The organism is Mycobacterium sp. SVM_VP21 (assembly GCA_024758765.1).
In the GTDB taxonomy this organism is placed as follows: Bacteria; Actinomycetota; Actinomycetes; order Mycobacteriales; family Mycobacteriaceae; genus Mycobacterium; species Mycobacterium heraklionense_C.
Genome location: CP101406.1, coordinates 2,020,397 through 2,033,074 on the forward strand (window position 1 = coordinate 2,020,397; position 12,678 = coordinate 2,033,074).

Below are 12,678 nucleotides of genomic sequence, written 5' to 3' on the forward strand. Positions count from 1 at the left end.
GATGGCCGGCCCCGAAGAATTGGACGTCAGTGGCACCGCCGTCCGTTTCACCAGCGGCGACAAGGTGTACTTCCCTCGGTTGGGTGACGACGGCACCAAGCGGGCACTGGCCGATTACTACCTGGCGGTGGCGGGCGGGCCGCTGCTGCACGCCCTGGCCGACCGGCCCAGCCACCTGCAGCGGTTTCCCGACGGGATTCAAGGCGACGAGGTCTACCAGAAGCGGCTGCCGCGGGGGCATCCGGACAGCCTGCAGTCCTGCCAAGTGACCTTCCCGTCCGGCCGTACCGCCGACGTCCTCAAGGTCACCCGGCCCGCCGACATCCTGTGGGCCGTGCAGATGAGCACCGTGACCTTCCATCCCTGGCCGGTACGCTGCCCCGACACGGACCACCCCGACGAGCTGCGCATCGACCTGGACCCGCAGCCCGGCACCGGCTTTGCCGAGGCACGTGCGGTCGCGCTTGAGGTGGTGCGGCCGCTGCTCGACGAGCTCGGGCTGGTCGGCTATGTCAAGACCTCCGGCGGCCGCGGCCTGCACGTCTACCTGCGGATTAAGACCGACTGGGATTTCATCGAGGTCCGCCGGGCCGGTATCGCGCTGGCCCGCGAGATCGAGCGGCGCGCACCGGACGCGGTCACCGCTGAATGGTGGAAAGAAAAGCGTGGTACGAGGGTCTTTCTGGACTTCAACCAGAATGCCCGCGACCGCACCATGGCATCGGCCTATTCGGTGCGGGCCACGCCGATCGCCACCGTGTCCACGCCGTTGACGTGGGACGAGTTGGCCGACGGCGCCGATCCGGACGACTACACCATCGGCACGGTGCCCGACCTGATCGCGCGGCGCGGTGACCCGTGGAGCACCATCGACGACCTCGAGCAGTCCCTCGAGCCGTTGTTCGACATGGTGGCTGCCGACGAAGCCCGCGGACTGGGGGACATGCCCTACCCGTCGGTGTTCCGTAGGAAGTAGGTATGTGCGGGCGTGTCGCGCCCGATGGACTTTTGATCCGGTTTACGGTGCAGTCATGCTGTCCGCCGCCGCTCCAGCAAAGACGTGGACAGTGCTGACAACCAGTAACGCGGGTACCTGGCCGTCCGGGTATTCGGATGTGCTGGATGACTGCAGCGCGGTGGACGGACGTGATCATCCACCGGGGCTCGTGACGGGTACGCCGATCCTGCTGTCGAGTAACGGCGAACTCGATGAGTGGCTGGTGCTCTATTTCACTTCGTGCCCGAAGTTCACCTCCTTGGACTTGTCGTCCCGAAAAACGTACGCACTCGAGATCGCAAAGTGGTGCGGCTTTCTTGGAGGTCAGGACGATCCGCTGACCTGGCTGGAAGCAACGGAAGACGACTTCATCGACTACAAGATCCGCCGAACTGATCACCTGCAGTTCGCTGATTCGGTGACGGGCGCAACGTGGAACAAGGCGGTCTTCGCGCTCAGGGGTTTGTACGACTGGGCCGTGAGCCGCAAGGTACTGATCACACCGAATGGCCCTGTGATTGAGGCGAGTCCAGTGCCCGGCGGGCACGGTGCCACAAGGGTGCCCGGGGTAAGGGCCAACGCAGCGTTCGTGCGCAAGGACAGGGACCGGTGGATCGTCCCCGGCACCTACCGGCTGTGGCGTGACGTTGGCTTACGTGGCCGCGGTGTTGAACGGATCGGTGCGAGCCAGTGGCGAGCGGCTGGCGACGACGAGTCGTGTCGCGCCCGCAATTCACTGCGCAACACGGCATTCACCGACTTCGTCTATTCAACCGGTCTGCGCGTGCAGGAAGCAGGCGCGCTGCTGCTGGCGGAACTGCCATCAGCGGACGCGATTGAGGCGAAGTTGCCGGCAGCGATCGCCAAGTACAGCAAGGCGCGGATGTGGTACGCGGCGCCCACTGTAATGCAGACATTGCGCAGCTACATGACTGTCGCCCGGGCCGCAGCCGTCCGCCGGGCAATACGGGAGGGCCGCTACGACGCGATCGAGGACATCATCTGGGTAACGGAGGTCCGGCGCTCTCGCAAGGGAACGTTCGAAGCCGTCCGAGACGACGGCGCTGTGATGTCGCTGAACACTCTGAAGCCAGCTCTGCGCCGCCGCCTGTTCTGGCTCCGCGACGGTCGCCCGGAACCGATGGCGTTGTGGCTCAGCGAAGGTGGAACCCCGTTTCATCACGAGTCGTGGATCGGGGTTTTCGATGCGGCCAACGAGCGGCTTTGGTCAGCAGTTGAAGCCACCGGCGGGGCGGCCAGTGACGAGTTGACCGTGACGCCGCATTGCCTTCGTTTCAGTTTCGCGCTGGCGCTGGCAGTTCAACTGCATCAGCGGCTCGACGCCGCGCACGGGTGGGACGAGAGCATCGCCTACGGGGATGGGTCTCGCTACGACGAGGTCTTCCGCACGGTGAAGGACGTTTTGGGTCACAGGTCGGTGGAGACGACGCGGAATACCTATATGCCGCGGGTGCAACGGCTGCGTTTCGACCGGCTGTTCGGCCTCCCGAATGCCCAGATGGCCACCACGAGCGATCTGGTGTCAGCCCTGGCGCGCGACCTTGTTGAGATTCGCGATTTAACCGGGTCCGGCGCATGACGGCAAGTTCGCGCCGAGAGTCAGCTGACGGCGTTGTCACGCGCCGCGAGGATCCGCAAGTGGTGGTCGCCTCCCTTCCAGGGGCGTATGCGCCTACTGTCATTGATCTTCGGGAGTGGCCGTGTGATGCGCGTCTCCGGGTTCAATTCGCCGATGCCGTCGAGGCCCTTACGGGAGTGAACGGAGTTTGGAAGAGTGCCCAATCGGCACGGCAAAATCGGGACAGGACGAAATATTTTGCGAGGTGGTGCGGCGAACACGATGTGCGCGACCTGGACCAGTTGAGCCCGGACCGGTGGAACGACTACCTGCTGCACTTGGCGGCGAAGGGAACCAAGAGCAATACCCAGCACAGGCAATTGGTCACGGTGCGGCAGGTGCTTCGTCGGTATCCACGTCGACTTCACCCCGACCTGCCGAAACACCTCAATCGACGGCTCCCGAAGAGGGACGCCGCCGAAAGTCAGCCCTATCCAAAGGTTGTGTACGACGCGATCCTCAAGGCAGCAACAGTCGCCGTCAATGCCGAGTACCAGCGCATCTATCCAAATCTCCTCATGCTGCGGCGGCGTGACAGTACGAAACTCCCACCTGAGCAGAGGGCTCGCGTCGACGCGCTTCATGAAGTCGCCACGGCCGGTGCTCCGCTATCGGATGCGACTCGCGATGCGCTGGGAATCACGGTCTCCGACTACAGATATTCGGGGGTCAACGCGGCACGACCGATGCTGTTCGTCAGCCAGGAGGGGGCAGTCGCTATCGCTGTGCTCATCGCCTGCCTGGAAGGAGCGAACTTCACCCCGATCAACGAACGGAAGGTTCCATCGGCCGCTCCGGGGCTCGGTGTCAGTGAAGATATTTGGAGTGTCGAAGATGAAAAGCGGCGGCGACACGATCACCCATACGACTTCCATGCGATACCGAAGAACGCGCGCCGGGCGATGACAAAAATCATCCAGATGACGCAACCGGGACGTGACTACTTGGCGGCGAACGACCTGCCCGGAGCTGATCGCCTCATCGTCTACTGGCCTGTGATGAAGGCTCTGGACTCGTCTCCTTCGGTCGGCCTGACCCCCAGTCACCTCAAGCTGAGCAGGCTCAAATGGTGGCCGAACCAGGACGAGCCGATCTCGTTCACCCGCATCCGCAAGACGGTCCGAGTACTCGTTGACCGGACGCCCCAGGGCCATTCGCGCGCAACGTGGTCCACAAGCTACATCGAAGCGTCGGAAGTCGAACGTGAGCGCCTTATGACTGAAGCGGTCGAAACGGGACTGTGGGCGGTGATCAAGAACGCCGAGCGCCACCTCAAAATGCGGTTTGAGCGCGGCATGGCGATGGCCGACACCGATACGACTATTGGCGGCTGCATCGACTGGGAGCACCACCCCCTAACTGGCAAGCCATGCGGTGACGACTTCCTGCTGTGCCTGCAATGCACTAATGCCTTCGCCACCTCGCGCCACCTTCCCCGGCTCATCGAACTTCGGCACCAGTTGGAAGCCATCGCATCCACCGACGGGCCGGACTGGACAGACTTTCGAGCCATGGCCTACGGGTGCCTGCTCGCCCTCATCGACGACCGCACACTCATTAGCGCCGACGAATACGCTGTCGCCGAACAAACCATCACCGACGAAGATCGAACCGAAATTCATCTGCTACTCAACGGGCGATACACGTGAGCCGAGGCACTACGAACGCCCGTGATCTTGCCGGCAGCAACGACATTAGAGCCGCCGTCGACTGGGCCGCCGTCGAGGCCGGCCCGGTCATCGTGCATCCGCTGCGAGTGAAGCACCCCGATCTTCCAGGAAGCGTATTCGCCGATGACACATGGTCGCTTCGTCCCATGGGGGTCACCCGCGGCACCGTCCAGAACCTGCACTGGATCCCCGGGCTCAAAGAGCAGCAGTATTCGGTCCCGCCGCATCTGATCACACCATTCAAGCGCGTCGTATGGCTGATCATTAACAGGCCGGCCCCGGTGGCCTACCTTGCGGGAAGCAACGGTCGGAGGTGGCCATCGGCAGCATCGGTGTACCAACGGTTCGCGGCGCTGCGCCGCTTTGCTCATTTCCTCGGACAGCATGGGATCACCCAACTCTGCGACGTGAGTACCGACTTGCTCGACACGTATGCAACGGCACTCCTCGCTGACGAAACGCGATCCAGCCAGTCTGCGAAGGCGCAGCACTTGGGGTATACAGCGGTGATTGCGCACCTGGCCGACGATCTCCCAGAAGCCAACCGCATGGTTGAACCGTCTTGGTCTGGCGAATACCTCGGAGGGGGCCGCCGTGCGCGTGCCGCTGACAACAGCAAAGAGATCATTCACCCGGACGCATTCGCGCCGCTGCTGTGGTGGTCTCAGCAGATACTCAAATGCACCCCTGACATCGTCGCCGCCGTGAAGTGGCGGAACGCGGTTTCGAGCTGCCCCCAACCTAAAGAAAGTTCACGCGCGGGCTTCGACGCGGTCGAACAGATTGTGGCCTCCCGCGGTGGGATCCTGCCTCAAGGCGAGATCACGGGGCATATCGCTGCGCAATACCTCATCGCCCTCCACGGAGGAGAGATCCATGTTCGCGACTTCAGCAGTTGGCGCCGGCAACGTGGCGGCACGTTCTCAGTGAACCCGGCTCTGCCGCAGCCGATTCCGGTGCCGGTCGCGGGCGTCATCGAGGGGCAGCCCTGGCTTCAGCTGATCGACTACCGAGATATCGGGAAATTGCAGCGCGTCCTCCAGGCGGCGGCGGCGATCCTGATTTGCACGTGCACAGGAATGCGTGGCGAAGAGTGCGCGAAGCTGAAGCGCGGCGCGCTGCGGACAATTCCACGCCCGGACGGTGCCTACTCCTACCGGATCGACGGGCGCATCTTCAAGGCTGTCCGTGACGACAACGACCAACAGGACCGCGGCGGCAAGCAGTGGGTGTGGGCCACCATCAAGCCCGGCGCCGACGCGATCACGGCGCTCGAACGCCTCGCCGAAATCACCGGCTCCGCTGGGCTGATGACTTACCCAAAGTCGCACGATCAACCAGTATTGACCACGACGATGACTCGATGGATCAAGGAACTCATCGAGTTCGCGAACGGTTTGAGTACCGAACTCGGCATCGATCAGACCCATCACATCGACCCCGAACCGGCGAGAAACGTCACGCTCGACCGCTTTCGTCGCAGCGTCGCCTGGCACATCGTCAATCAACCAGACGGTCTTGCCGCCGCGGGCGTCCAATTCGGCCACATGCAGTCGACCACCACCGATGGGTACGCCTCCACGATTACCTCCGGCATCGCCGCGACAATGGACGAAGAACGCACACGTGCTCTCTACACCACACTGCAAGACCATGCGAACGCCGCGAAAACCGGAATGAAAGCGTCCGGCCCAGCGGCCAAACAGCTCGGAAAGGCTCTCAACCGGTTCGGCGCCAAACGGTTTCCCGGCACCTATGCCGACCTGTCAAGGAAGGACGAACGCCGACTTCGTAGCGACCCCGATCTGATCGTCCGGGAGAATCCAGGCCATGGCTGTCTTTGCCTGGCCAATCCTCTGAAGCCGGAAACGATGGCCTGCTCGCGAGAAAACGACGGTGAACCGAACCGAAACGACTGCAAGGTCTACTGCGGCAACCGTGTTTACACCGACGCGACGATCGCCCAAGACAAAGAAGAAGCCACCCAACTCCGAGCGCGAGTAAAGAACGCGAACCCGATCCTGGCCGCGCGGATCAACAAGCGGATCACGCACCTCGAAGAGCACATCGCCGACCACGAAACCACAGCGTTGCCCCTACTGGACATCATGACCGCCGAACAGGCTATGACAAGCACGGCCAGCACGGGAGAGTCGGAAACTGATGTCCGAGACGAATGAACGCTGATGCAATCGCCCCGCTTCACAAAGCAGGGGTACCTGGCATGACATCCGGCTCTGAGATCCCCATCGCGGAACGGAACTGGCCTCCCACCGACGACGAGATCAAAGCAGAACGTAACCCCACCCGCAAGGCCGTCCTCGTCGCGATGCGCAGCCTGCTAACCGGTGATCCGGCCCCGAAGCCCATAAACCGGAGCAAGCGCAGCATCGTCGCTTTGGCCAACGAAGCGGGGGTGGGACGCACCCGACTCGTGCGGGGCGCACTCAGCGATCTCGGTGACTGGATGGACCGGGCAGTAGCGAAGCAGAACCAGATCGTGACGCCGCAAGAACATGAATGGCACAAGAAGCTCCAGGCGATGACCGAACGTGCCCTCGATGCTGAACGGCGCTACAAATCAGCTCGTGAAAAGCGCACGGAGCTTGAAGCCGTCGTCCAGGCCCTGTCCGAGCAGCTTCAGGTCAGTATTCGAGATCGGGCCAGACTCCAAGGCAAGCTCGATCGAATGGCCAGACATTCTGTCGATGTTCTCCCACTGAATGAGTCCAGTCCGTCTTAGCTTATGGGTCGAGCCTCACAAGCAACGCGGGACTGACACCGATGACGAGGGTTTGTGCCTAAACTCAACCCGTGTGGTCGCCAATGCCACGGACGGCCTGCGCTGGTAGGCGGCAATCTTTATGCCGCTGCGAGCGTGCCCGGGAGCCAGCGTAGGTGTTCGAACGGGCCCAGTAGTTCCAGGCGCCGCCACAGCACACTGGTTGGCAGCGCTTGGCTCAGGTGGCGGCGCACCGCCTGGTATTGCTGACGCCGGTTAACCGGCACAATCAAGTCGATGTCGGTGATGCCATGCCCGACGAACGACGTGTGATATTCGCCGTTGAGGGCGTCGGCAACTGTGGTGGGCAGCGTCCAGCCCAGCACCGGCAGGCCAACCTCGGCTGCGGCGGCCCGCGCCGCAGCGGTTGCTTGCCGGTGGTCGGGGTGCCCGGTGATACCGCTCGGGTCGAACACCAGCAGCCCCTGTGCGCCGAATCGTTCCGCGAAATCGATAATCGGCATCGTCAGCTCCTCGGGGAGCGTGTCGGCGAGGTGCCCGTCCGGGTAATCCAGCAGCTGCACGGCCGACACCCCGAGTACCTCGGCGGCAGCAGCCAGCTCGCCGGCCCGTATGTCACGCAGGTCACCAGTAACCCCGTGCAATGTTGACGCCTCGCCGCGGGTCAGGCACAGCACAGCCAGCTTCGCCCCTTGGTCGGCGAACGCCGATAGGATCGCGCCCAAGCCGAACGACTCGTCGTCGGGGTGGGCGACTACGACCAGAACGGATCGCCATTCGGGCAACTCCCTGTTGGTCATCGCGATCACTCTTTATGCGCCGTGGACGATGCGCCGTGGATGGCGGATTCGACCTCGTCAGCAGAAAGCTCTTTGGTGCAAAAGAACCAGTCTTGACACTCGACGCCGTCTGCGGATTCGTCCATGCGCTCCTGCGCATCGTTGGAGGAGCCGGGCGTGGGCAGGATGACGGGCTCGCCGGGTTGCCAGTCCGCCGGCGTGGCGACGCCGAAATGGTCGGTGGTCTGTAGCGCCTTGACGACACGCAGCAACTCATCGAAGTTGCGGCCGAGGCTTAGCGGATAGTAGATGATCGCGCGGATGGTGCCCGTCGGGTCGATGACGAAGACCGCGCGCACCGCCTTGGTGGAATCCTTACCGGGCATGATCATCCCGTATTTGTCGGCGACAGCCATGCCGACATCGTCGATCAGCGGAAAGGCGACGTCGACGGCTCTAAGGCCGCGGAACGTGATTTTGTCTTTGATCGCCCGCAGCCAGGCGATGTGGCTGTAGAGCCCGTCGACCGAGAGTCCAAGCAGTTCGGTGTTGTAGGCCTTGAATTGCTGCTGCATCGAGGCGAAGGTCATGAACTCGGTGGTGCAGACCGGGGTGAAGTCGGCTGGGTGGGAGAAAAAGATGACCCATTTGCCGGCGTAGTCGGCGGGAAAGTTGATCTCCCCCTGCGTGGTGACAGCCGTAAACGTGGGCGCTGGGTCGCCAATGCGGGGCATGGCTCTTGCGGCGGGCGCCTCGGTGGGAGTGCTCATCACAACCTCATCCTTATTCGTAGAGTGGTTCTCATCCTTATTCGTAGAGTGGTTCTCACTTCATCAACGGATACCCGTAGGGGTATATTCCGGGGAAGTTTGTCACTGTCGGGCCAGCCATCCGGGCGCCTAAGACGGCCGGTGTCTCACCGGTTCCACGGTCGCTGGGGTTATCGCTCGCCTCCGATTGCTTCACTCGGCGGTGTCTGCGAGGACGGTTGTCGTGTTTCGTTAAGTGAATCCGAGGCGGCCGACAGCTGACACGTCAGCGGCGGGGTCGGTTGCGACCGGCTTCGCTGCGTACCGGACCGGTTTGACGCCCGCTACTGGCCGTGGCGGCCGATATGGACTTCGGTGCGTAGTCGTTCGATCATGTGCGGGTAGTGCAGTTCAAAGGCGGGGCGCTCCGATCGGATCCGGGGCAGCTCGGTGAAGTTGTGGCGCGGCGGCGGGCAACTGGTGGTCCACTCCAGCGAGTTGCCGTATCCCCACGGGTCATCGACGGTAACCACCTCGCCGTACCGCCAGCTTTTGAAGACGTTCCAGATGAACACGATCATCGACACGCCGAGGATGAACGATCCGATGGTGGAGACGATGTTGAGGCCCTGGAAGCCGTCGGTGGGCAGGTAGTCGGCGTAGCGGCGCGGCATGCCGGCGTTGCCCAGCCAGTGCTGCACCAAAAACGTGGTGTGAAACCCGATGAAGGTCAGCCAGAAGTGCAGCTTGCCCACCTGCTCGTCGAGTAGCCGCCCGGTCATCTTCGGAAACCAGAAATATACTCCGGCGAAGGTGGCGAACACGATGGTGCCGAATAGGGTGTAGTGGAAGTGGGCCACCAGGAAATAGGTGTCGTGGACATGGAAGTCCAGCGGTGGGCTGGCCAGGATTACCCCGGTCAGGCCGCCGGCTAGGAACGTGACCGCGAAGCCGACCGAGAACAGCATAGGCGTCTCAAACGTCAGCTGGCCCTTCCACATGGTGCCGATCCAGTTGAAGAACTTGATGCCGGTCGGCACTGCGATCAAATACGAGGTGATGGTGAAGAACGGCAGCAGCACCGCTCCGGTGGCGAACATGTGATGCGCCCACACCGCCGTTGACAGCCCGGCGATGGCCATCGTCGCATAGACCATGGTGGTGTAGCCGAATAGCGGTTTACGAGAGAAAACCGGGAAGATCTCGGTGACGATGCCGAAGAACGGCAGCGCGACGATGTAGACCTCAGGGTGGCCGAAGAACCAGAACAGGTGTTGGTAGAGGATGACGCCTCCGTTGGAGGCGTCGTAGATGTGGGCCCCGAGGTGCCGGTCGTAGGCCAGCCCGACCAGTGCCGCTGTCAGAATCGGAAAAGCCGACAGCACCATGATCGACGTGATCAAGATGTTCCAGGTAAAGATCGGCATCCGAAACATCGTCATGCCGGGGGCGCGCATGCACACCACGGTGGTGATCATGTTGACCGCACCCAAGATCGTGCCTAGACCAGAGACAACCAGACCCATGATCCACAGATCACCACCGGCGCCGGGACTGTGGATGGCGCTGCTCAGTGGCGGATACCCTGTCCAGCCGAAGTCCGCGGCCCCGCCGGGGGTGATGAAACCGGCGATCACGATCATGGCACCGAGCGCAAACAACCAGAACGAAAACGCATTCAGCCGCGGGAAGGCCACATCCGGAGCGCCGATCTGCAACGGCAGCACCAGATTGGCGAACCCAAACACGATCGGGGTGGCGTACAACAGCAACATGATGGTGCCGTGCATGGTGAACAGCTGGTTGTACTGCTCGTTGGACAAAAACTGCAGGCCCGGCGCCGCCAACTCGGTGCGCATCAATAGCGCCATCAGACCGCCCGCGAAAAACAACACGTAGCAGGTGATGACGTACATGATCCCGATCAGCTTGTGATCGGTTGTCGTCACCAGCTTGTAGACGAGACTGCCCTTCGGGCCCAGCCGGACCGGAAACGGCCGATGCGCTTGCAACGACGCAACAGGCGGTGCTTCAGCAGTCATGGCATCTCCAGACCTACCCGACGACGGGCGGGCTCAAACGCGTGTAACCGTTAGCTCTGGGAGTCGCCCGAGGTGCCTCTACGGGGGTTAGGTGTTGCCTTGCGGGGTCCGTACGGCAGGTGCATCGCTGGCTAGGCGGCAGGGGGTTCATGACATTGTCGGCATGGCGGCCACAGCCCGCCCAGGTCGTTTTACCACAGTCTGGGCAGCGGACGGGATAACACATGGTGCCTCCGGAATTATGTGAGAGTTGTTGGGCGGCTATGTGTTGGCGGCGGTTTCGCGGTCGACGATCTTGGTGCGTGCCGCGGCCATACCGAGGACCTTGATGTCGATGAGGGCTTTCGCCCGCTGATGGCATCGCTTCGGGCTGACTGTCGACAAGAAGGATGCCGGCGCGAAACGCCGTGATGGTGGGGAGCCGAGCGGGTCCGCGCCATAGCCGCCAGATCCCGCTCAGCCTCGATATCGACCGCTGGCGTGCACGATGCCAGGCTCAGGCTGGAGCCGGCCATGGCGCCCCCTTTCGGCCTTGGAGGTGGCGATGACTGGCCCCTGACCCTGCAGCGATTGTTGGGGCGAGTCCCCAACCCGAAGCACCGACGCGTTGCGAGTCTGTGCGCCACGCGGTGCTCATTGGGGCGATCCCGCCGAAGCACCGGCGGCATCGGCGAATTCGCAGAAGGCGGTGTAGGCCCGGGCACCGTAAATGGTGGCCGGCCCACCGTGCATGAAGATGCTGACACCGATGGCTTCGGCGGCTTCTTCTTTGGTGGCGCCGGCACGAGCGGCGGCTTGGGCGTGCGAGGCGATGCAGCCGTCGCAGCCTGCTACGACCCCGATGGCCACCGCGATGAGTTCTTTGACTTTTTTGTCCAATGCGCCCGAGGTCAGCGCGGCGCTGCTCATCTCAGCGAATCCGCGGTAGACCCCGGGGATCATCTGCCGCAACGCGCGGTGTTGCGGATTGAGGTCATCGAGTACGTCGTGGTAGTGGTCGTGTTCGTCCATGACGGCCATAATACCTATACCCGTATCAGTATGCTAGTGCGGTAGCTTGATCGACTCAGCGGCGTGGACGTTTGGCGCGCTTATACCCCAGGGGGTACGCTTACAGCTATCAACCGGATGTGGAGGAAACGATGATTGGTGACGAGGACAGCATCACCGCGGTTCTCAACAGGTTGCGGCGTGCCCAGGGGCAGCTGGCCGGGGTGATCGCCATGATCGAGCAGGGCCGCGGTTGCAAAGACGTGGTGACCCAGCTGGCAGCGGTGTCACGCGCCCTTGACCGGGCCGGCTTCAAGATCGTCGCCTGCGGGCTTCGGGACTGCATCAGCGATACCAGCTCGGGCGGCGGGCCACGTCTGACCGAAGCCGAACTGGAGAAGCTTTTCTTGGCCCTGGCCTAAATTTCACCCGTGCGCGATCACCAACCGACACCGTGACACAGACGACATAGAGGAGGACGAAATGACCTTGGGGTTGAGCACCACGTTGCACACCTCGTTCGCCGATGCCGTGGAGCGGACGACTCAGGCGCTGGCCGATCAGGGCTTCGGTGTGCTGACCACGATCGACGTTCAGTCCACGCTGAAACAAAAGCTCGGCCAGGACATGGAGGACTATCTCATCCTGGGGGCCTGTAACCCGGAGCTGGCGCACGGCGCTTTGGATGTGGATCGCCAGATCGGCCAGTTGCTGCCGTGCAACGTTGTTGTGCGGGCCGATTCAGCCAATAACCAAGGCGGCACGGTCATCGTCGAGGCGATGGACCCGCAACTCATGGTGCAGGTCACCGGCCAGCCGAGCCTGCAAGATATAGCCGACCAAGCCGCCGCTAAACTGCGCGCCGCGATCAGCGCGCTCTGATCTGAGCTGATCTGTGGCGACCTCCACCCCGTCAGCCCCCACCGGGAAAGGGTTGATCACCGCCATCATTCCGCTGAGACTTCTCGGCTACGTCGCGCCGCGCTACCAGCCGACGCAGCTACCTGACCTGACGACTTGACCGATAAAGAACAAAATGAGCCGGTAGCCGAAACGACGAGGAGGGCTG

Annotated in this window: 11 protein-coding genes and 1 pseudogene; 7 read left to right on the top strand and 5 right to left on the bottom strand. The window is 62.6% G+C overall.

The annotated features are described in order from the left end of the window. The first annotated feature begins 1 nt into the window (after position 1). The 5 genes and pseudogenes from NM962_09265 to NM962_09285 all read left to right on the top strand — a co-directional run bounded on the left by NM962_09265 (position 2) and on the right by NM962_09285 (position 7,049). A pseudogene (locus NM962_09265) lies at positions 2-955 on the top strand (DNA polymerase domain-containing protein). A gap of 76 nt (positions 956-1,031) precedes the next feature. After that, on the top strand, positions 1,032-2,597 hold the full coding sequence (locus tag NM962_09270) for a tyrosine-type recombinase/integrase (GenBank protein UVO14167.1): 1,566 nt from the start codon (positions 1,032-1,034) through the stop codon (positions 2,595-2,597). A gap of 263 nt (positions 2,598-2,860) precedes the next feature. Beyond that, a complete protein-coding gene (locus NM962_09275) occupies positions 2,861-4,285 on the top strand; it encodes a hypothetical protein (GenBank protein UVO14168.1) in 1,425 nt (474 codons plus the stop codon). Continuing rightward, the gene (locus NM962_09280; protein UVO14169.1) at positions 4,282-6,486 is read left to right on the top strand and encodes a hypothetical protein; all 2,205 of its coding nucleotides are present in this window, start codon (positions 4,282-4,284) and stop codon (positions 6,484-6,486) included. Before NM962_09275 ends, NM962_09280 begins: the two co-directional genes overlap by 4 nt. After that, positions 6,483-7,049: a hypothetical protein gene (locus NM962_09285; protein ID UVO14170.1), complete on the top strand. Its 567-nt coding sequence runs from the start codon at positions 6,483-6,485 to the stop codon at positions 7,047-7,049. Before NM962_09280 ends, NM962_09285 begins: the two co-directional genes overlap by 4 nt. Positions 7,050-7,168: 119 nt before the next feature. Here NM962_09285 and NM962_09290 read toward each other — a convergent pair whose 3' ends face one another. From NM962_09290 to NM962_09310, 5 genes are all read right to left on the bottom strand, one after another. Continuing rightward, on the bottom strand, positions 7,169-7,849 hold the full coding sequence (locus NM962_09290; GenBank protein UVO14171.1) for a PIG-L family deacetylase: 681 nt from the start codon (positions 7,847-7,849) through the stop codon (positions 7,169-7,171). Positions 7,850-7,854: 5 nt separating this feature from the next. Beyond that, a complete protein-coding gene (locus NM962_09295) occupies positions 7,855-8,598 on the bottom strand; it encodes a peroxiredoxin (protein UVO14172.1) in 744 nt (247 codons plus the stop codon). 323 nt (positions 8,599-8,921) lie between these two features. Further along, positions 8,922-10,619, bottom strand: coding sequence for a cytochrome c oxidase subunit I (ctaD, locus tag NM962_09300; GenBank protein UVO14173.1), 1,698 nt, complete (start codon positions 10,617-10,619; stop codon positions 8,922-8,924). Positions 10,620-10,632: 13 nt separating this feature from the next. Beyond that, the gene (locus NM962_09305) at positions 10,633-10,845 is read right to left on the bottom strand and encodes a hypothetical protein (GenBank protein UVO14174.1); all 213 of its coding nucleotides are present in this window, start codon (positions 10,843-10,845) and stop codon (positions 10,633-10,635) included. A 407-nt stretch (positions 10,846-11,252) separates the two neighbouring features. After that, positions 11,253-11,630 (bottom strand): carboxymuconolactone decarboxylase family protein, encoded by a 378-nt coding sequence (locus tag NM962_09310; GenBank protein ID UVO14175.1) that lies wholly within the window; start codon positions 11,628-11,630, stop codon positions 11,253-11,255. 131 nt (positions 11,631-11,761) lie between these two features. Between NM962_09310 and NM962_09315 the strand changes: the two genes are divergently transcribed. Then, on the top strand, positions 11,762-12,031 hold the full coding sequence (locus NM962_09315) for a metal-sensitive transcriptional regulator (GenBank protein UVO14176.1): 270 nt from the start codon (positions 11,762-11,764) through the stop codon (positions 12,029-12,031). Between the two features lie 61 nt (positions 12,032-12,092). Then, positions 12,093-12,491 carry a DUF302 domain-containing protein gene (locus NM962_09320; GenBank protein ID UVO14177.1) on the top strand — a complete coding sequence of 133 codons (399 nt, stop codon included), beginning with the start codon at positions 12,093-12,095 and terminating at the stop codon, positions 12,489-12,491. Positions 12,492-12,678: the final 187 nt, after the last annotated feature.